Raw genomic sequence first — 19933 nt, forward strand, 5'->3', positions numbered from 1 at the left:
GTTGGAATTTATTTCCGCGCCTTTTTGTCTTTTTAAAGAGGAAATAAGAACAAATTCAATTAAACTAATTGCTTTATATGTCGATAACTAATTAATACTAGTGATAAAACATAAAAGCAACGTAAAAGGATTTAGTATGCGGTCAATGTCTGTTCAATGGAAAATTTCCCTGCTTTCAGGGTTATGCCTTGTTTTGACTTCCATTTCTCTTATTGGTTTTTCTGTATACAACGGATACGAAAACCAAAAGACCATAAAAACTTATAGTACCGAGTCGGTTGTCTCTAAATCAGAAAAATTACTCGAGGCGCAGTCACAACAAAATGCAACCGAAGCGGTTAAGTACCTTGATGAAGCCCTATATCGTGCGGAGATGCTGGGTAAAACCACCTTATTTTTACAGCAGAATGCAGAGGATAACTTTACCGCCAGTGAAGACTTAAGAACTTCTCTACAAGACATGTTGCGTCAAACTGTTGAAAGTTTTGATTCGATTAAAAGTGTCTATCTTGTTTTTGAAAAAGATGCTCTGGATAGCGAAGATAGTAATTATCACGGAGCTGAGTATGTAGGTTCGAACGAGATAGGTCGCTTTTCTACACAATGGCGTCAAACAGCACCGGGAGAAGCTGCTGTTTCGACAGTTTTGTCTGAAAAAGAGCTAACGGATCAGGTCAATACTGAAAAATTTATTTGCCCAATGGAAACGAAACAAAGCTGTATTTCATCGCCCACTTTTGTCGATTTCTCAGGTACTAATGTATTAACTTCTTCGATCACCTATCCATTGATGAAAGACGGTGACGTCATTGGTGTTTTAGGCATTGTCCTAAATTTAGGGGGCTTACAAAGGATTGCAGTCGAAACCGATAAAACATTGTTTGATTCAAAAGGTAGAGTATCGATATTAAGTGGCAACGGAACACTGATCGCCAGCGATGAAATGGAAAGCCGAATAGGCAGTGAATTTTCGCCGACTAGTTTAACCAATGATGAACTTAGCGGTTTTCTTCGTTCTGCTACTTTACAAACTACTTGGAGTAAAGATAACGACTGGCTAATCGTGTTTGCACCGGCAAAAGTAGCTAATCAAACTTGGGGGGTGTTGCTTGAAATACCGGCCGATAGTGTTCTTTCAGACGCAAACAAGTTAGATAATGCCATCACAAAACGCATCAGCAGTAGCGTTGTTTCTGAAGTTACGGTGGGTATTGTACTCGTCGTAATTGGTTTGTCTATCATCGCTATCAGCGCGCATGCTCTAGTCAAACCAATAAAAGAGGTTGTGGCTAGATTAGAGGATATTGCTTCAGGTGAAGGCGATTTAACCCAGAGAATTGAGGTTAAAAATAAAGATGAAATTGGGCAGTTAGCAAGAGGATTCAATCAGTTTTTAGGTAAGCTTCAAGCAACGATCAAACAGGTAGTAGACACTAGTGAGCAGGTTGCTCATACCTCGACAGAAGCACAAGATGCAGCAATTGTTACTCGTAATAGCAGTGATTCACTATTTAAAGAGGTTGATTTAGTAGCAACCGCTTCGGAAGAAATGACACAAACAGCAGGACTAGTTTTTCAAAATGCTGAGGTAGCGGTTGTGGCGGCAAATAAAGCCAACGAAGCGGCCACATTGGGTCAGGATGTTATCTCCCATTCATCAGCCGAGATGGATAAATTGGTTGGTCGTATGAGTTCAGCCGTGCCAGTAGTAGAAGAACTAGCCTCTAATAATGTAAACATAACCGAAATTTTGAGTGTAATAGAAGCAATTTCACAACAAACTAACTTGTTAGCACTCAATGCTGCGATAGAAGCGGCTCGTGCTGGTGAATATGGTCGTGGTTTTGCCGTTGTTGCTGATGAAGTTAGAAACTTAGCGAGTAGCACGCAATCGTCTGTTGATGAAATAAGGCAAGTAGTTGAAAAAGTTCAATCTGGTACCAAAGATGTGGTCAACGCTATCCAAGAAGGCAATGCTCTAGCGAAAAACACTTCTACAGAGGTTCAAAATGCGGTTGAAAAGCTGAACTCTGTTTTTGAAGCAATAGCAGAGATAAGTGAAATGAATAGCCAAATAGTGCGAGCAGCGGAAGAGCAACAATTGGTATCCACTGAAGTAAATCAGAGTGTTGCAAATATCAGAGATCTTAGCGGCAAGATATTAAATCAAACCGCGTCTTCTGAAGCGGTTGGTCGGCACATCGCAGAGCTTTCTGCAGAGCAAAAATCACTTGTTGGACAGTTTAAGGTGTAGTTTAAACAGTTAGGTTATAAGCGTTCTTTAATTAGAACGCTTATAACTAAAAAGGAAGTCCCGTCAATCTAACCTCTTCTGTTGGCCACTCGGTATTTATACTACGTGCCATCGCTTTCACGGTTTTCCATTGCCCATCAAAATACATGGTCAAGTTAGCGACATCTTGATAGCCGCTTGAGTTATAAATGCAGTGGTCGCCAAAAAGAATAGAAAAATCCGTTTTATTATCTGTTAGTTGTTGATGTATACGGCTTAAGATCTTATTGACTAAACCTTGTTTACGGTGGGTGGGAAGCACACATACTTCGGCAATTCCTGCGATAGAATAGTCTTTATTTTCTACAGTGACTTGTTTTTCATGTACTGCTACATGAGCAACTATATTATCGGCATCATCGATCATATAGAAACGGTGCTTGGGCTTTTCTTTAAAAAAACGTTGCTGGCTGAATATCTTTTTTCTTTTATGAAACAGGTACTTAAAATGTACCTGAGTTGCATGTCGATAATCGGTGTTACGTCTTCGTCTGCGATATAATATATGTTCATAGAGTCAGTTATTTATCATGGTTAAAAAACAAAAAAGGCTGCTAAATTTTAGCAACCTTTTCAAATCTAACGCTTCTGTATTACAACTTATCGGTTAAGTCGATAGCTTGACCAATATAGTTAGCTGGTGTCATCTCTTTTAAGCGCGCTTTTTCATTTTCAGGGATTTCTAAACCATCTATAAATAGACGCATAGCTTCCCCATCCACTCGCTTGCCACGTGTTAACTCTTTCAGTTTTTCATATGGTTTTTCGATGCCATAGCGGCGCATGACGGTTTGAACTGGTTCAGCTAAAACTTCCCAGTTTTTGTCTAATTCTGCAAGAAGAGCAGCGCGATTAACTTCTAGCTTGCTGATGCCTTTAAGCGTAGACGTGTATGCGATTACAGCATAACCACAGCCAACACCCAGGTTTCTTAGAACTGTTGAGTCAGTAAGATCACGCTGCCAGCGTGAAATAGGTAGCTTTTGGGCAAGGTGATTAAACACCGCATTTGCAAGACCAAGGTTACCTTCAGAGTTTTCAAAGTCGATTGGGTTTACTTTGTGTGGCATCGTTGATGAACCGATTTCACCTGCAATCGTCTTTTGTTTGAAATGACCAAGGGCGATATAACCCCATACATCACGATCGAAGTCGATAAGGATGGTGTTAAAGCGAGCGATAGCATCAAACAATTCCGCAATATAGTCGTGCGGCTCAATTTGAGTTGTATACGGATTCCATGTAACCCCTAGTGATTGCGTAATAAACGCTTCACTGAACTCATGCCAATCAACCTCTGGATAAGCAGATAAATGAGCGTTGTAGTTACCCACGGCACCATTGATTTTCGCAAGGATCTCGACATTTTCAATCTGCTTAAATTGACGTTCCATACGATACGCCACATTCGCCATTTCTTTACCCATCGTTGATGGAGAAGCAGGCTGGCCATGTGTACGGGAAAGAAGCGGGATATCGCGGTATTCTACAGCGAGTGCTTTAATAGCATCGATGACGTTGCGAATCTCAGGAAGGATAACCGTATCACGCGCTTCTTTAAGCATAAGCGCATGAGAAGTGTTGTTTATATCTTCAGAAGTACATGCGAAATGAATAAATTCATTTACTGCGTGCAGCTCAGGTACACTTGCCACTTTTTCTTTTAGAAAATACTCAACCGCTTTAACATCATGGTTTGTTGTTCGTTCAATATCCTTGATACGTTGCGCATCTTCTTCACTGAAGTTTGCTGCGAGTTCATCAAGAAATTGGTTAGCTTCAGCGCTGAATGCAGGCACTTCTTTAATCGCATCCGTGGCAGAGAGCTTCTGTAACCAACGTATTTCAACGATAGCACGATACTTTAGTAGACCGTATTCGCTGAAGATACTGCGTAACGCAATCGTTTTACTTCCGTAACGTCCGTCTACGGGTGAAACAGCAGTCAATGCTGACAGTTCCATGGTGATTCTCCTGAATAAAGTGGGTGGTGTTAAGTGTTAAAGTCTAGCCAACAATATTTGAGCTTGTTCGACCATTTTTTTGCGGCCAAATACCATATGGCGTCGCTTACCACCAACTTGTCTCCAAAGTACTGTACTGCGAATACCAGATAGTAAAAGCGCGCGGACTTTGTGTTGGTTGGTGGTTTGCTGTAATACGGATGGGGTTCCAGTTACCTGAATACGAGGACCTATAGGGCTGATAACATCAAGGTAAATACTCGCTATGTTACTGATCATTTGTTCATCGAAAAGGTCAAAATGACTGACTTGACGTTCAATCATTTGAATACGATCGCCTAATTGACCCATTACTTCATTTTTTTCGTTTAGCTTGCGTTCTAATGCCATTAAGCTAATGATGTAGCGAGTGATCTCACTTCCAGCTGGGGTGCTATCAATACCTTTAACCATGCATTCTAGTCCGATTTTTAGGTCAGATTCTCGGCCGTAAACATCCAATGTACTAGAAGGATTGGTATTGATAATTGCTTTTACAGAAGCTTCGAACGCGTCAGAATCACAATAACCGTCTTTTGCTACTTGTTGAACTAGTGCAACAGCTTGGCAGATGCCAGCAAAAGCAATGGTACGATCATAAAGTGTATTTGCCACGTAGAGCTCCTATATATGTGTTATGTGCTGGTTTAAATTCTTTCTTCAATGATACCGCCACCAAGGCAGACATCATTTTTATAAAATACCGCTGACTGCCCAGGTGTCACTGCAACTTGAGGATCGTCAAAAATCACTTTGATACTCTCGTCATCGATTGGGATTATTGTACATGGAATATCATGTTGACGATAACGAGTTTTTACAGTGCAACTTGTCGGTTCTGAAATTACACCTCTATCTACCCAGTGAAGTTGAGACGCTACCAAACCATTTGACTTCAGAAGAGGGTGGTCAGCACCTTGCACAGCAATGAGTACGTTTCTTTTTAAGTCTTTCTCAGCAACATACCACGGTTCTTCATTACCGCCACCCCCTTTCTGGCCACCAATATGTAACCCTTTGCGTTGACCAAGCGTATGGTACATTAGCCCTTGGTGTTCGCCGATAACGTTACCATCTGGTGTTTCTATTTTGCCAGGTTGTGCAGGTAAGTAGCGACCGAGAAAATCGGTAAATTTTCTTTCTCCGATAAAACAGATGCCAGTAGAGTCTTTTTTCTCTGCTGTGATGAGATTTTGTTCTTCAGCAATTCGACGTACTTCTGGTTTCTCTAATTCGCCAACAGGGAATAGACTGCGTTCTATCTGTTCGTGGCTTAATGTGTAGAGGAAGTAGCTTTGATCTTTATTGCCGTCAATCCCTCTTAACATTTGAGGTTTTTCGCCATTTGTAGGGAATGTTCGACGGACATAGTGTCCCATCGCAATGTAATCCGCATCTAGCACTTCATCCGCAAACTCTAGGAATGCTTTGAATTTAATTTCTTTATTGCAAAGAATATCGGGGTTAGGTGTACGTCCAGCTTTATATTCAGCTAAGAAATATTCAAATACATTGTCCCAATATTCAGCTGCAAAATTAATGGTATGAAGATAAATGCCTAACTTGTCACAAACCGCCTGAGCATCGGCTAAATCGATAGCCGCCGTACAGTACTCTTCACCGTCATCTTCTTCCCAGTTCTTCATAAAAAGGCCCTCAACTTGGTAACCTTGTTGTTGGAGAAGATAGGCAGATACGGATGAATCAACACCGCCGGACATACCGACAATGACTTTCTTTTGGCTGTTATCAGACATTGTTTTTTACCACTAAAATCATACGGGCGGTGATTCTACCAGAAAGAAATTAAAGGATACAGTTTAGCGACACTGTTCACAGTTTTAGAATGAATAAAAACAGTGATAAACCGATAAATTTAGAAATTGATTTCGAACTTTAACGTTTATCTGTCATAGTTCAGCCAGAATTTTTTATGAGATATTTAAATGACAGATAAAAATGAATTTATGGATGAAGCTGATTTACTCGAAACGATCGAAAATCAGTTAGAAGATGGTCAACCTATAAAGGTAAAAGAGACCCTAATGAGGTTGATGATGACTGGGACAACCAAAGAAGATGCTAAAGCGATGATGGCATGTGCATTAACCATTGAAGTATTTGATGTGATGAGAAATGCGGGTAAATTTAATGAAAAACGCTACGCTGAACACCTCGATATGCTACCTGATCTAGGTTTTATGGAAGGCGAGTAAGATTAAGAAAAGGGAGTGTTTAAGGTAAATTTCCGAGACACTCCGATATCTTATTAAATTGAGCTTTTGGCGTTAATCTACATGTCGATAATTCGAAATTCGCCTGGTTTTAGACCTTGTAAGGTTTGATCTGCCATTGAAGCACGTATAAGTCGTAAAGTTGGAAAGCCTATATTGGCGGTCATTCGACGAACCTGACGGTTTTTCCCTTCAATGATGGTGATTGCCAACCACGCAGTCGGAATTGCCTCTCTGTAGCGAACCGGAGGGTTTCTCGCCCAGATGTGTGGTTCGTCAATCAGCGTAACCTTAGCAGGAAGGGTTTTCCCATCTTTTAGTTCAACACCATTACGTAGTTTGTCTAAATCCGATTCTTCAGGTATACCTTCAACCTGCGCCCAATAAGTTTTTGGTGACTTTGAAGTGGGTTGGGTCAACTTAGCTTGTAATATACCGTCATTCGTGAGAATCATTAATCCTTCGCTATCTCTGTCGAGTCGACCCGCTGCGTAGACATCTTTCATTGAGATATAGTCAGCTAGGGTTTTTCTTCCATCTCCATCAGTAAATTGGCTTAATGTGTCGTAAGGTTTATTAAAAATTATGACCTTTCGTTCTTCTGCGGATATTGCGGGCTTAGAAATGCGGCTTTTAGTTCTGTTTTTGCTATTAGAAGCAGAACGTCCGTGTTTAAAATGCAAAGAATTAGACTTGTTGAGTTGTTTAGATTTAGTGCATTTTAACCGCAGTGACATGTTAACTACCTTACATTTATGTAAACAAAGTGTTTGTAAAAGTTTGAATGTTAGAAAAATTACGCTATTATTTTCGCGCCGAAAATAGGGATTGTTCCGCGTTATGATAAACTAACTCACGTTAATTGTTTAATTATAACGATGTAACTGCTTAAGGAACGGTCAAGTCAATGAATCTTGACTGATAAGAGCAAACAAGCACAGTGAGATCTTCAGGATGTTTTTATAGTTAACTGTGTTAATTAAATTCAGGCTTACCTCTCATCCAATCTGCCTGCAAAATTATAGGGAAATTTCATGCCTACAGAAAAACCGACCATCATTTATACCATTACAGATGAAGCTCCGGCTTTGGCAACGCACTCATTGCTGCCAATTATTCGAGCATTTACCGCATCTTCTGGTATTGACGTTGATACTCGTGATATTTCGCTTGCGGGACGTGTAATAGCGAACTTCCCGGAGTATTTACAAGAAGACCAACGCATCGGTGATGCGTTAGCTGAATTAGGTGATTTAGCGACAACCCCCGAAGCAAACATCATCAAATTACCTAATATTTCAGCTTCAGTACCACAACTACAAGCGGTAGTTAAAGAGCTTCAGGCAAAAGGATATGCATTACCGAATTATCCGGAAGAAGCCAAGACAGACGAAGAAAAAGCAGTAAAGGCGATCTACGATAAAATCAAAGGCAGTGCCGTAAACCCAGTGTTGCGTGAAGGTAACTCGGACAGAAGGGCACCAACCTCAGTCAAAAATTACGCAAAGAAAAACCCACACTCAATGGGTGCTTGGTCTGCTGATTCTAAATCACACGTTGCTAGCATGTCGGAAAGTGATTTTTTTGGTAGCGAAACTTCAGTTACTGTTGATGCTGCAACTGACGTGAGTATCCAGCTTGTTAAGGTGAACGGAGATACCGTTGTACTGAAAGACAAGGTTGCGCTTAAAGAAAAAGAAATTATTGATGCTTCTGTCATGAACAAAAAAGCGCTTATTGCGTTTTTTGAAGCAGAAACAGCAAAAGCAAAAGAAGAAGATGTTTTGCTATCGTTGCATATGAAAGCGACGATGATGAAAGTCTCTGACCCAGTTATTTTTGGTTATGCAGTTAAGGTTTATTATAAAGCTGTTTTTGAAAAATTCGGTCAATTGTTTGACGAGTTAGGTGTCGACGTCAACAACGGTATTGGTGATGTTTACGCCAAAATACAAGACTTGCCTAAAGACCAAAAAGAAGAAATCGAAGCAGCGCTACAAAGCGTTTACCAAACTCAACCAGCTTTAGCAATGGTAGATTCAGATCGCGGAATCACTAATTTACATGTACCAAGTGATGTAATTGTTGATGCTTCAATGCCTGCTATGATTCGTTCATCAGGTCAAATGTGGGGTCCAGATGGCAAGTTGAAAGATACCAAAGCCATGATTCCGGACCGCTGTTATGCAGGCGTTTATCAAACAGTAATCGACTTTTGTAAAGAAAATGGTGCTTTTGACCCAACCACGATGGGCAGTGTGCCGAATGTTGGCTTGATGGCGCAAAAGGCGGAAGAGTATGGTTCTCACGATAAGACATTCGTTATTCAAGAGGCTGGTACAGTAAATGTCGTTGATTCTGCTGGCGTTGTTTTAATGACTCAAACGGTAGAAGAAGGCGATATCTTCCGTATGTGCCAAGTAAAAGATGCTCCTATCCAAGACTGGGTTAAGTTAGCCGTAACTCGTGCTCGCGCGACTGGTGTTCCCGCTGTGTTTTGGTTAGACGAAACTCGTGCTCACGATGCTCAGCTAATTAAGAAAGTGAACCAGTATCTGCCTGATTACGATACATCTGGCTTAGAGATTAAGATTTTATCACCAGTTGAAGCGACAGAATTCTCTTTGGTTCGTATCAAAGATGGGCTGGATACAATTTCGGTAACAGGTAATGTTCTTCGTGATTACCTAACCGACTTGTTCCCAATTTTAGAACTCGGTACTTCCGCGAAGATGCTCTCTATCGTTCCTTTAATGAATGGAGGTGGGTTATTCGAAACAGGTGCGGGTGGTTCTGCACCCAAGCATGTCCAACAAGTCGAAAAAGAAAATCATCTACGCTGGGACTCGTTAGGTGAGTTCTTAGCACTTGCTGCTTCATTGGAACATTTGAGCGTAGTAACGGGTAATGCTAAAGCGAAAGTGTTAGCGGATACGTTAGATATTGCGACAGGTAAATTTTTAGATACGAACAAATCGCCTTCTCGCAAAGTCGGTGAGCTTGATAATAGAGGTAGTCATTACTATTTAGCAGCATATTGGGCAGAAGCCCTGACAACTCAATCTGGTGACGCAGAACTTGCAAAAGAGTTTGGTCCAGTTGCTGAGCAGTTGATATCTAATGAAGAGCTTATTGTCGACGAGTTAAATAAAGCTCAAGGTGTGAAGGGTGAACTAGGTGGTTATTATGCACCTGAAGAAACCTTAGCATCTGCGTTGATGCGCCCTAGTGCAACATTGAACCAAGTGATAGATAGTTTGTAATAAAATCTCGAAAATAAAAAACCCGCTTACGCGGGTTTTTTTATTTTCTCTACTACATCTAAGGCAGCTTTTAATTATTTTGCTTGTTGACCTTCAACGGGAACAACTGAACTAGCGTGGGAACCTTTAGGTCCGTCTTCAACTTCGTAAGATACCTGCTGTCCGGCTTTCAATGTACGATAGCCATCCATTTTAATTGTCGAATAATGCGCAAATATGTCACCTTGCTCACCTTCTGGGCAGATAAATCCAAATCCTTTGGCGTTGTTGAACCACTTAACTGTACCTGTAGCCATGCTATACATCCCTCATGCATTTTGTAACTGAAGTTGTTTCATGTGAATTACGCACAGAATGCGTAAATTGCAGTGAGTAAAAATTACGACGCTGCCTAATTTATTATCACCACAGCACACAATTTAGCCAATCATGGTTGACAGTCAATACTAAATCCCCACAAAAAACCAAAAAATCAGTAACAACTCAATTTTGAGATTAACAAAATTCTAACTTTGTGATCTCTTGTGCAAACTTATACGTAGTTAACATAAAGACACTAAGTTGATTAGGTTTTGTTCGATCAGGCGTAGAAAGGTCAAAGATGATGAAGTTTTATTTGCAGGTACAACGATGGTGAATTAGTCTCTAAGTTAAAGAAAGGTTATTTTTTTCGCTTTTCAACAACTCGATGTAGAAATGAGCAAACAATACGAATGGATTACTCCAGATTCAGACCTACTGGAGAAAGAAGAAACTAAGGTCAAGGCGCCATCGCTGTATCATGTCATTTTAAATAATGATGACTATACACCGATGGATTTTGTTATAGAGATATTGTCGAAGTTCTTTTCCATGGATTTGGAGAAGGCAACTCAGATAATGTTGCAAGTGCATTACGAAGGTAAGGCTATTTGTGGCACCTATTCTGCTGAAATTGCCGAGACAAAAGTGGCTCAGGTCACTGTGTATTCTAGGGAAAACGAGCATCCGCTTTTATGTACGATGGAAAAAGCTTAGTTTAATTGCTAACTATCTGACATTGGTTGCTCTTTGCGGAGGTACTTATGCTTAACAAAGAATTAGAAACCAGTCTAAACGGCGCTTTTGCCCGTGCCAGAGATAAACGGCACGAGTTTATGACCGTTGAACACCTATTACTCGCTCTGCTAGATAATAACGCTGCGCGAGACACACTCAAAGCCTGTCAGGCTGACATTGACGTGTTAAAAAATGAGCTAGATACCTTCATCGATCAAACGACACCGCTTATCCCCGAAAACGATGAAAGCAGAGAAACGCAGCCTACGCTCAGTTTTCAACGTGTATTACAAAGGGCGGTCTTTCATGTTCAATCTTCCGGCCGTAATGAAGTATCCGGTGCTAATGTTCTTGTCGCTATATTTAGTGAACAAGAGTCTCATGCGGCGTACTTGTTAAAGAAACATGATGTTAGCCGATTAGACATTGTCAATTACATTTCTCATGGTATTACAAAGTCCTCTAGTCAAGATGATGAAGCTGGACCTGAGGTTTTCGGTAGTAGCCCGCAAGAAGAAGAGGTTCCTGCAGAAGAAAGGTTAGAAGCGTTTGCGACCAATCTAAATAATGTAGCGAAACAGGGCAATATTGATCCGTTGATAGGCCGAGAAAAAGAATTAGAACGAACGGTTCAAGTATTGTGCCGTAGACGTAAAAATAACCCACTATTGGTTGGGGAAGCGGGTGTAGGTAAAACAGCGATCGCCGAAGGTCTTGCATGGCGTATCGTAGAAGGTCAAGTTCCGGATGTGATCAAAGACAGCATTATATATTCGCTTGATATCGGCTCATTATTAGCAGGTACAAAATACCGTGGTGATTTTGAGAAGCGATTTAAAGCGATTTTGAAGCAGTTAGAGAATGAAAAAGAAGCCATTCTCTTTATAGATGAGATACATACCATTATTGGTGCTGGTGCAGCATCTGGTGGTCAGGTTGATGCGGCAAATTTGATTAAACCGCTATTGAGTAGTGGCAAATTACGCTGTATCGGGTCTACAACTTACCAAGAATACAGTAACATTTTCGAAAAAGAGCGTGCGCTTTCTAGACGTTTTCAAAAGATTGATGTGGTAGAACCGTCATTAGACGATACCACTAAGATTCTAATTGGTTTAAAACCAAAATATGAAGCACACCACGAAGTACGATATACCAATAAAGCGCTCAGAGCTGCGGTTGAGTTGTCTGCGAAGTATATTAATGAACGTCATTTGCCAGATAAAGCCATTGATGTAATAGATGAAGCAGGCGCGCGTAGTAGACTTACTCCAGCAAGTCGACGCAAAAAGACGGTAAGTGTCGCAGATATTGAAGCGATGGTCGCAAAAATGGCTCGAATTCCTGAGAAATCTGTTTCATCTTCGGATAAAGATACTCTTCAGGAACTTGAGAAGCGAATGAAGATGCTGGTTTTTGGTCAAGATCCTGCAATTGGTGTACTTAGTGAAGCAATTAAGCTTACTCGTGCAGGTTTAGGCGCCGACAATAAACCGGTGGGGTCGTTCTTATTTGCCGGACCTACAGGCGTTGGTAAGACAGAAGTGACGCTGCAATTAGCGAAACTGCTTGGTATCGAGTTGCTTCGGTTTGATATGTCTGAATATGGTGAACGTCATTCGGTTAGTCGTTTGATTGGCGCACCTCCAGGATACGTTGGTTATGATCAAGGCGGCTTGCTAACAGATGCTGTTATTAAGCATCCCCACGCTGTAGTTTTACTTGATGAGATTGAAAAAGCGCACCCAGATATTTTCAATTTGCTGCTACAAGTTATGGATAATGGCACATTGACGGATAATAATGGCCGTAAAGCTGATTTCCGAAATGTCATTTTAGTCATGACAACCAATGCAGGTGTTTCAGAAACTGAGAAAAAATCGATTGGACTTATACAGCAAGATAACACCACCGACGCAATGGCTGAAATCAAGAAAGTCTTTACGCCTGAGTTTAGAAACCGTTTAGATAGTATCATCTGGTTTAACAGCTTAAGTGAAGATGTTATCCATCAAGTTGTAGATAAGTTCATCGTAGAACTACAGGCGCAACTGGATTCTCGAGGTGTCTCTTTAGAGGTATCTGAAGACGCTAGACATTGGTTAGCGAGTAAAGGTTACGACAAGACGATGGGAGCTCGTCCTATGGGACGTGTTATTCAGGACCAATTGAAGAAGCCACTGGCTAATGAATTGCTGTTTGGATCATTAGTTAATGGCGGTACGGTCAAAGTTGAATTGGTCGAGGGAGAATTGAAATTCCATTATTTCAATGCTCAGGAAGAACCAGTCCATTAAGCAACATTGAGATAATAAAAAACGGAGCATTTAGCTCCGTTTTTTTATAGGTACGTAATCGTTTAGTGATTAACGAGCACGGAAAACAATACGTCCCTTTGAAAGGTCGTATGGAGTCATCTCTACAGTTACTTTATCACCCGTAAGAATGCGGATGTAGTTTTTACGCATTTTACCAGAGATATGAGCTGTCACAACGTGACCGTTTTCAAGCTCCACACGGAACATGGTGTTAGGCAGAGTATCAAGAACAGTGCCTTGCATTTCAATTACGTCTTCTTTAGCCATTTAATCCTCTTTAGAAATCAGGCGATTATTAACGACACTAGGGTCATTAATTGGATATATATAAAGTTGGGCGGTATTCTACCCTTGCCATCGTTGATTTACTAGCTTTTGATGGCGATGAAATCGTACTTTATAGTTCATCGCTGGGCATTCGTCTATCTGATAACCTAAATATAGCCACTGTTTATTGGTTTGCATGCAATGTTCTATTTGCATGAGTACGCCAACAGTACCAAGGGATAAGGGGTAATCAGGGTCAAAAAAAGTATAGAACGCACTTGAACTATGATGCATATCATCTGTAACTGCGATAGCGATAAGATTCTTATCATCATATATGTGCAGATACTGTGTATTTAGCCAATCACATTGAGCAAACTGGGCAAAAGTGTCTTTTTTAGGTGGGTACATACTCCCATTGATGTGCCGCTTTGCGATATATCGGCTGTAAATTTCAAACCAATTGTCGTCCATTTCAGATTTCATACACCAAGTCAGTGTCCTAGCTTTGTTTTTCAGTCTCTTTTGACTTTTGGTTAGGATAACATCAGGAATGGAAATTCTTATCGCCTGACAGGCATTACAGCTCTCACAATAGGGGGTGTAAATAGTATTGCCACTGCGTCTAAAGCCATTGGCTAACAGCATTTCATAATCGGTTTCAGTGTGAAGGTCTTCTTCTAATGCAACGGCAACGCGTTCCATTCTATCTTCCAAGTAGCTACAATGATTTTGACCAGAAAGGCCAATTTTTATCTGACGCGCATTAGCAGACATCGCTTCATCTCCATTTACAACTTATTCGAAGGTGGAATGTTAAGCCACTGCGGTTGATAGCAACTACTGTCGAGTTCTGCCACTTTTAAAGATTCAAGTCGGTTTAGAAAGTCAGTTCTGGTAATTTCAATTGCACCCAACGAGCGTGTATGGGGGTTAAGGACTTGGCAGTCAATTAATTCACCACCATATAAATGAAAATGCTCGCAAAAGGCCCATAATGCAATTTTAGATGCGTTGGACTTAACACTAAACATGGATTCACCGCAAAATAACTTACCAACTTGAATGCCATATAGTCCGCCTATCAGCTCTCGATCTTGCCATACTTCGACTGAGTGACAGTGCCCTGCAGAGGCGAGTTTAGAATAAGCGAATTGCATTTCAGGGTTTAACCACATCTCGTCTTCGCTTCTAGAAGAACCGCATAGTTCAATCACTTTCTTGGTGTTAACGTTAATGCTGATAGTATAGTTAGATTGACGATAAAACTTTTTCAAGCTTCGGGAAGGTGTAAAATCACCAGGGACAATAACGGCTCTCGTTGCCGGACTCCACCAAAGAATCGGTTCATCAGGACCATACCAAGGAAAGATCCCATGGTTATAGGCTTCAACTAATCGTTTGACGGTTAAATCTCCACCTAAAGCAAGCAATCCGTCGGGCTCTTGTCGTGCTTCCTCCGGTGAAGGAAATGAGAGCAAGTCTGAGTCTAATTCTGGCAAATAAATGGTCATCGAGTCTTTTTTCTATCCAACTACTAATTAGTTTTAATGATTTTACCTATTTACCTATCATAAGTGAATGAATCTTCATTTTCACTAGCCAACATAAACAAATTTCGCTAGTCTGCTAAACACGAAGAATTTATCGACTATCAATTCAATGGAATCCCTTACGCTACAACCTATTCATCAAGTAAATGGTGAAGTAAACCTACCTGGTTCTAAAAGTGTGTCCAATAGAGCTCTACTACTAGCGGCTCTTGCTAGCGGGACAACGCGCCTTACTAATTTACTTGATAGTGACGATATTCGTCATATGCTTAATGCTCTGACGCTATTAGGTGTTCAGTACACGCTTTCAGATGATAAAACAGTATGTGAAGTAAAAGGTCTTGGAAGGCCATTTAAAAGCAGTCAGTCGTTAGAACTCTTTCTTGGTAATGCAGGCACGGCGATGAGACCTTTAGCTGCGGCGCTATGCTTAGGAGAGGGAGAATATGTGCTAACGGGTGAGCCTCGAATGAAAGAGCGACCAATAGGACATTTAGTAAAAGCACTTCGTAATGCGGGTGCTGAGATCGAATATTTAGAAAATGAGAATTATCCACCATTGAAGATTAATGGCACTGGATTGAATGAAGGCTGTGTTTCAATTGATGGCTCAATATCAAGTCAGTTTTTAACTGCATTTCTAATGTCCGCTCCTCTTGCAAAAGGCGAAGTGACTATCAACATAGAAGGTGAGTTAGTTTCTAAGCCGTATATTGATATTACTTTGCACATAATGAAGCAATTTGGCGTTGATGTGATCAACAATAATTATGCTCAATTTGTTATTCCTGCAGGGCAAAATTACACCTCTCCTGGGGAGTTTTTAGTAGAAGGTGATGCATCATCAGCTTCTTATTTTCTCGCTGCTGGTGCAATAAAAGGTGGTGAGATAAAGGTTACTGGTATCGGTAAAAACAGCATACAAGGGGACATTCAATTTGCTGATGCACTTGAAAAAATGGGTGCAGAAATCGAATGGGGAGACGACTATGTTATCTCTAGAGTGGGTGAGCTAAAAGCGGTAGATATGGACTTTAATCATATTCCTGATGCTGCAATGACTATTGCTACCACAGCCCTTTTTGCAAAAGGTACCACGGCTATTCGAAACGTGTATAACTGGCGTGTAAAAGAGACCGATCGTTTAGCCGCTATGGCAACGGAATTGCGTAAAGTTGGGGCGGAAGTTGAAGAGGGTGAGGATTATATTATTATCACCCCTACAGCGAAGCTTAACCATGCTGCTATCGATACCTATGATGATCACAGAATGGCAATGTGTTTCTCACTCGTTGCGTTAAGCGATACACCAGTTACGATTAATGACCCTGCTTGTACCTCAAAAACATTTCCAGACTATTTTGATAAGTTAAAAGGATTAAGTCAGTAGTTCAGTGACGAAAGAAACAGTAGATATAAATAGACTCCATAATAGGTAGTTTGTATCTCTACTGTTTCTTAATTCTATCTAGAAAAGCAATCTAGCTAACCTTCTGTAAAGCGTTAGGTACGACTCTTACGAATGTACTCTATTTGAGAGTGAACTCTTTAGATAGGCTTAATGCTAGGTACTTGAACATATTGAAGACGGTTGTTGTGTTTTCTGTTGGTAATCCGTTGTCGTCGAGAAAATAAGGCCCTTTAAATATTAAAACTTCGTCCTTTTCTGTCACTGAATCAGCATGCATTCCATCTATATAGGTGTCGTGGTCTTGAATAATTTGGTTGGCAATTAGTAATAGGTCAAACTCTGAAATGATTTTTTTTCGCTCATGATATTTTTGCTCAAGTAAAAATTGATTTTTCGACAGTTTATGCGTTCATTTTTCAAAATCAACGCTTAAATTTTTTATAGTTTGGCTAAAACCGTAAAGAAACTGTGAGCTGAGACATAAATCTTCAGCTTTGCAAGAGTAATAAATTCAGAGCTGATTACTATGTGCGTCTCCGAGTTGAGAGGGCAGAATAACTGTCTATAAGTCGAGCAGACAGAATTAAAATGAAAAATATTTGTTGATCTTCTGGCGCTCTCGCTCAATAGTAAAAAAAGAAACTTAAATTTTGGTAAAGGTCTTGATAGTGAAAGTTGTCGCTATCAATTGAATAATTGCCATCGCAATGATTGAGGATGTCAGAGTCAATTATGGGTAAATCACTTGTTATAGTGGAGTCACCAGCCAAGGCAAAAACAATCAACAAATACCTTGGAAAAGACTTTATTGTTAAGTCTAGTGTTGGTCATGTAAGAGACCTTCCTACGGCAGGCCAAAGTAGTGGCCAAAAAGCGGCGGCGATTTCGACGAAAGGTATGAGCCCAGAAGAAAAGGCTCGTATTAAGAAAGAAAAAGAGCGCAAATCACTGATTAAGAAAATGGGTATTGACCCATTTAATGGCTGGGAAGCTAACTACCAAGTACTACCTGGTAAAGAAAAGGTAGTTGCTGAATTACAAAAACTCGCGAAAGACGCAGATACCGTTTATCTCGCAACCGATTTGGACCGCGAAGGAGAAGCCATCGCTTGGCACCTTCGTGAGATCATCGGTGGCGATGAAGAGCGATATAAACGAGTTGTCTTTAACGAAATTACCAAGAATGCTATCCAGCAAGCGTTTGAAACTCCTGGTGAGTTAAGCATGGATGGGGTTAACGCTCAGCAAGCGCGTCGTTTTATGGACCGTGTTGTTGGCTTTATGGTATCTCCACTACTTTGGAAAAAGGTAGCGAGAGGGCTTTCTGCTGGCCGCGTACAATCTGTTGCGGTAAAACTTTTGGTAGAGCGTGAGCGTGAAATCAACGCTTTTATCCCTGAAGAATTCTGGGACATTCATGCAGACACAAAAACTGCAGATAAAACGGACTTCCGCCTAGTTGTTGCACAGAAAGATGGTGCAAGCTTTAAGCCAACGACTGAAGCACAGGCAACGTCGGCTGTTAATATCCTCAACAATGCGAGTTTTGAGGTATGTAAGCGGGAAGATAGACCAACACAAAGCAAACCGTCAGCACCTTATATCACGTCAACGCTGCAACAGGCTGCGAGTACCCGCATGGGGTACGGCGTTAAAAAGACCATGATGTTAGCACAGCGACTATATGAAGCTGGTTATATTACCTACATGCGTACGGATTCCACAAACTTAAGTGCAGAAGCAGTTGATACCCTTCGCGGTTATATTTCTTCGGAATTTGGTGATAAATATTTACCAGATGCACCAATTCGCTATGGAAGTAAAGCCGGTGCACAAGAGGCTCACGAAGCTATACGACCATCGAGCGTAGAAGTGACAGCGGATGACCTCCAAGGTATGGAAGCGGATGCCGTTAAACTTTACTCACTTATATGGAATCAATTTGTTGCTTGTCAGATGACACCTGCGAAATATGATTCAACAACAGTAAGTGTTAAAGCGGCTGACTTCACACTGAAAGCAAAAGGTAGAATTCTTAAATTTGATGGTTGGACACGAGTTCAACGACCAATGGGCAAGAACGAAGACCAAATATTACCAGCAGTTAAAGTTGGCGATAAACTGGATCTAAAAGCCTTAGATCCTAAGCAACACTTTACCAAACCGCCAGCACGTTTCACTGAAGCAGCTTTGGTTAAAGAACTTGAAAAACGTGGAATTGGCCGTCCATCAACCTACGCGGCAATTATCTCGACTATTCAAGACCGTGGTTATGTGAAGGTAGAGCAACGTCGTTTTTACGCTGAGAAGATGGGTGAGATTGTCACTGACCGTCTTGATGGCAGCTTCGATGATTTAATGAACTACGATTTTACAGCGCGTATGGAACAAAAGCTCGATCAAGTTGCTGAAGGCGAAACCAACTGGAAAGGTGTACTTGATAACTTCTTTAGCGATTTCTCTAACCATCTTGAAAAAGCAGAATTAGACGAAGACGCTGGTGGTATGAAGCCAAACCATATCGTTGAAACAGATATTGAATGCCCAACTTGTAGCCGTCCAATGGGTATTCGTACGGCGTCAACCGGTGTTTTCCTCGGCTGTTCTGGTTACGCATTGCCGCCAAAAGAGCGTTGTAAAACAACCATTAATTTGGGTGATGAAGAGGGCATAATTAATGTCCTAGAAGAAGATGTAGAAACAGCTGCACTTAGAGCGAAGAAACGTTGCCCTATTTGTGAAACGGCGATGGACGCGTATCTCATCGATGATACGCGGAAACTTCACGTTTGTGGTAATAACCCTAATTGTGAAGGCTATGTCATCGAAAAAGGTGAGTTCAAGCTCAAAGGTTACGATGGCCCCGTTGTTGAATGTGACAAATGTGGTTCTGATATGGTCCTCAAAAATGGCCGCTTCGGTAAGTATATGGGTTGTACCAGTGAAGAGTGTAAAAACACTCGTAAAATTCTTAGAAATGGCGAAGTAGCGCCACCTAAAGAAGACCCGGTCCACTTCCCAGAGTTACCATGTGAAAATTCGGATGCATATTTTGTATTGCGTGATGGTGCTTCTGGCTTGTTTATGGCAGCAAGCAACTTCCCTAAATCTCGTGAGACAAGAGCACCGTTGGTAGAAGAGTTGGTTAAATATAAAGATCGTATTTCACCTAAATTCCAATATCTAACAACGGCTCCTGTGGCTGATCCGGACGGGCGACCTACTGTGGTTCGATTCAGTCGTAAATCAAAAGAGAACTATGTTCGTTCTGAAGTTGATGGTAAACCTTCTGGATGGACAGGGCTCTATATTGACGGTAAATGGGAAATTACGGATAAGCGTAAAAAACCTAAGTCATAAACTTTTTTCATGATTTGTTTTGGCGGCCAATTGGCCGCCTTTTTTTATTTTCAGCCTTTGAGTATCATCGATAAAAATGATAATTGCTTTTTAGGAATAGAAACTACAACGGCTTCTGATTACCATGCGGTGTGTTTAAATTTTTGACTTGCGGAATGACAATAAGTGAACAAACTAAGCCTAGAGGCATAAA

General features: G+C 40.9%; 17 protein-coding genes. 7 read left to right on the forward strand and 10 right to left on the reverse strand.

All coding sequences use genetic code 11. The annotated features are described in order from the left end of the window. Positions 1–136 precede the first annotated feature (136 nt). Positions 137–2254 carry a methyl-accepting chemotaxis protein gene (locus PGX00_RS07915; RefSeq protein ID WP_272134302.1) on the forward strand — a complete coding sequence of 706 codons (2118 nt, stop codon included), beginning with the start codon at positions 137–139 and terminating at the stop codon, positions 2252–2254. A gap of 46 nt (positions 2255–2300) precedes the next feature. On the opposite strand, the gene PGX00_RS07920 is transcribed toward PGX00_RS07915, so the two are convergent. From PGX00_RS07920 to mnmA, 4 genes are all read right to left on the reverse strand, one after another. Further along, positions 2301–2798: a GNAT family N-acetyltransferase gene (locus PGX00_RS07920; RefSeq protein WP_272137986.1), complete on the reverse strand. Its 498-nt coding sequence runs from the start codon at positions 2796–2798 to the stop codon at positions 2301–2303. 88 nt (positions 2799–2886) lie between these two features. Next, positions 2887–4257: an adenylosuccinate lyase gene (gene purB / locus PGX00_RS07925; RefSeq protein WP_272134304.1), complete on the reverse strand. Its 1371-nt coding sequence runs from the start codon at positions 4255–4257 to the stop codon at positions 2887–2889. Positions 4258–4293: 36 nt separating this feature from the next. Further along, on the reverse strand, positions 4294–4911 hold the full coding sequence (hflD, locus tag PGX00_RS07930; protein ID WP_272134306.1) for a high frequency lysogenization protein HflD: 618 nt from the start codon (positions 4909–4911) through the stop codon (positions 4294–4296). A 32-nt stretch (positions 4912–4943) separates the two neighbouring features. Continuing rightward, complete coding sequence (mnmA, locus tag PGX00_RS07935) at positions 4944–6053, reverse strand: tRNA 2-thiouridine(34) synthase MnmA (RefSeq protein ID WP_272134308.1); 1110 nt, start codon at positions 6051–6053, stop codon at positions 4944–4946. Positions 6054–6242: 189 nt separating this feature from the next. Between mnmA and PGX00_RS07940 the strand changes: the two genes are divergently transcribed. Then, positions 6243–6512, forward strand: coding sequence for a hypothetical protein (locus PGX00_RS07940; protein WP_272134309.1), 270 nt, complete (start codon positions 6243–6245; stop codon positions 6510–6512). Positions 6513–6589: 77 nt separating this feature from the next. On the opposite strand, the gene PGX00_RS07945 is transcribed toward PGX00_RS07940, so the two are convergent. Beyond that, the gene (locus PGX00_RS07945; RefSeq protein WP_272134311.1) at positions 6590–7267 is read right to left on the reverse strand and encodes a pseudouridine synthase; all 678 of its coding nucleotides are present in this window, start codon (positions 7265–7267) and stop codon (positions 6590–6592) included. A 297-nt stretch (positions 7268–7564) separates the two neighbouring features. Here PGX00_RS07945 and PGX00_RS07950 point away from each other — a divergent pair, with 297 nt between their 5' ends. Then, a complete protein-coding gene (locus PGX00_RS07950) occupies positions 7565–9793 on the forward strand; it encodes an NADP-dependent isocitrate dehydrogenase (protein WP_272134313.1) in 2229 nt (742 codons plus the stop codon). A gap of 74 nt (positions 9794–9867) precedes the next feature. Here the strand turns inward: PGX00_RS07950 and cspD are convergent, their stop codons facing one another. Next, positions 9868–10089, reverse strand: a complete 222-nt coding sequence (gene cspD, locus PGX00_RS07955) for a cold shock domain-containing protein CspD (RefSeq protein ID WP_272134315.1) — start codon at positions 10087–10089, stop codon at positions 9868–9870. 400 nt (positions 10090–10489) lie between these two features. Here cspD and clpS point away from each other — a divergent pair, with 400 nt between their 5' ends. Both clpS and clpA read left to right on the forward strand, forming a co-directional pair. Further along, complete coding sequence (gene clpS / locus PGX00_RS07960) at positions 10490–10810, forward strand: ATP-dependent Clp protease adapter ClpS (RefSeq protein WP_272134317.1); 321 nt, start codon at positions 10490–10492, stop codon at positions 10808–10810. 47 nt (positions 10811–10857) lie between these two features. Continuing rightward, positions 10858–13128, forward strand: coding sequence for an ATP-dependent Clp protease ATP-binding subunit ClpA (gene clpA / locus PGX00_RS07965; protein ID WP_272134319.1), 2271 nt, complete (start codon positions 10858–10860; stop codon positions 13126–13128). Positions 13129–13197: 69 nt separating this feature from the next. Here the strand turns inward: clpA and infA are convergent, their stop codons facing one another. From infA to aat, 3 genes are all read right to left on the reverse strand, one after another. After that, positions 13198–13416 (reverse strand): translation initiation factor IF-1, encoded by a 219-nt coding sequence (gene infA / locus PGX00_RS07970; protein WP_001040192.1) that lies wholly within the window; start codon positions 13414–13416, stop codon positions 13198–13200. Between the two features lie 78 nt (positions 13417–13494). After that, positions 13495–14193, reverse strand: coding sequence for an arginyltransferase (locus tag PGX00_RS07975; RefSeq protein WP_272135078.1), 699 nt, complete (start codon positions 14191–14193; stop codon positions 13495–13497). Between the two features lie 14 nt (positions 14194–14207). Beyond that, the gene (gene aat, locus PGX00_RS07980; protein WP_272135080.1) at positions 14208–14930 is read right to left on the reverse strand and encodes a leucyl/phenylalanyl-tRNA--protein transferase; all 723 of its coding nucleotides are present in this window, start codon (positions 14928–14930) and stop codon (positions 14208–14210) included. 148 nt (positions 14931–15078) lie between these two features. Here aat and aroA point away from each other — a divergent pair, with 148 nt between their 5' ends. Next, a complete protein-coding gene (aroA, locus tag PGX00_RS07985) occupies positions 15079–16359 on the forward strand; it encodes a 3-phosphoshikimate 1-carboxyvinyltransferase (protein ID WP_272135081.1) in 1281 nt (426 codons plus the stop codon). Between the two features lie 139 nt (positions 16360–16498). Here the strand turns inward: aroA and PGX00_RS07990 are convergent, their stop codons facing one another. Further along, positions 16499–16780 carry a DUF2498 family protein gene (locus tag PGX00_RS07990; protein ID WP_272137988.1) on the reverse strand — a complete coding sequence of 94 codons (282 nt, stop codon included), beginning with the start codon at positions 16778–16780 and terminating at the stop codon, positions 16499–16501. 332 nt (positions 16781–17112) lie between these two features. On the opposite strand from PGX00_RS07990, the gene topA reads away from it, so the two are divergent. Next, the gene (gene topA / locus PGX00_RS07995) at positions 17113–19740 is read left to right on the forward strand and encodes a type I DNA topoisomerase (RefSeq protein ID WP_272137990.1); all 2628 of its coding nucleotides are present in this window, start codon (positions 17113–17115) and stop codon (positions 19738–19740) included. The last annotated feature ends 193 nt before the right edge of the window (positions 19741–19933 follow it).

It is taken from the genome of Vibrio algarum, assembly GCF_028204155.1.
GTDB lineage: Bacteria > Pseudomonadota > Gammaproteobacteria > Enterobacterales > Vibrionaceae > Vibrio > Vibrio algarum.

What these genes read in the sequence shown, in the direction of transcription:
- topA (WP_272137990.1), top strand. Translation starts at nt 17,113, where the DNA reads ATGGGTAAATCACTTGTTATAGTGGAGTCACCAGCCAAGGCAAAAACA.
- aat (WP_272135080.1), bottom strand. Translation starts at nt 14,930, where the DNA reads ATGACCATTTATTTGCCAGAATTAGACTCAGACTTGCTCTCATTTCCT.
- PGX00_RS07940 (WP_272134309.1), top strand. Translation starts at nt 6,243, where the DNA reads ATGACAGATAAAAATGAATTTATGGATGAAGCTGATTTACTCGAAACG.
- clpS (WP_272134317.1), top strand. Translation starts at nt 10,490, where the DNA reads ATGAGCAAACAATACGAATGGATTACTCCAGATTCAGACCTACTGGAG.
- purB (WP_272134304.1), bottom strand. Translation starts at nt 4,257, where the DNA reads ATGGAACTGTCAGCATTGACTGCTGTTTCACCCGTAGACGGACGTTAC.
- cspD (WP_272134315.1), bottom strand. Translation starts at nt 10,089, where the DNA reads ATGGCTACAGGTACAGTTAAGTGGTTCAACAACGCCAAAGGATTTGGA.
- PGX00_RS07915 (WP_272134302.1), top strand. Translation starts at nt 137, where the DNA reads ATGCGGTCAATGTCTGTTCAATGGAAAATTTCCCTGCTTTCAGGGTTA.
- clpA (WP_272134319.1), top strand. Translation starts at nt 10,858, where the DNA reads ATGCTTAACAAAGAATTAGAAACCAGTCTAAACGGCGCTTTTGCCCGT.
- aroA (WP_272135081.1), top strand. Translation starts at nt 15,079, where the DNA reads ATGGAATCCCTTACGCTACAACCTATTCATCAAGTAAATGGTGAAGTA.
- infA (WP_001040192.1), bottom strand. Translation starts at nt 13,416, where the DNA reads ATGGCTAAAGAAGACGTAATTGAAATGCAAGGCACTGTTCTTGATACT.
- mnmA (WP_272134308.1), bottom strand. Translation starts at nt 6,053, where the DNA reads ATGTCTGATAACAGCCAAAAGAAAGTCATTGTCGGTATGTCCGGCGGT.
- PGX00_RS07945 (WP_272134311.1), bottom strand. Translation starts at nt 7,267, where the DNA reads ATGTCACTGCGGTTAAAATGCACTAAATCTAAACAACTCAACAAGTCT.
- PGX00_RS07950 (WP_272134313.1), top strand. Translation starts at nt 7,565, where the DNA reads ATGCCTACAGAAAAACCGACCATCATTTATACCATTACAGATGAAGCT.
- PGX00_RS07975 (WP_272135078.1), bottom strand. Translation starts at nt 14,193, where the DNA reads ATGTCTGCTAATGCGCGTCAGATAAAAATTGGCCTTTCTGGTCAAAAT.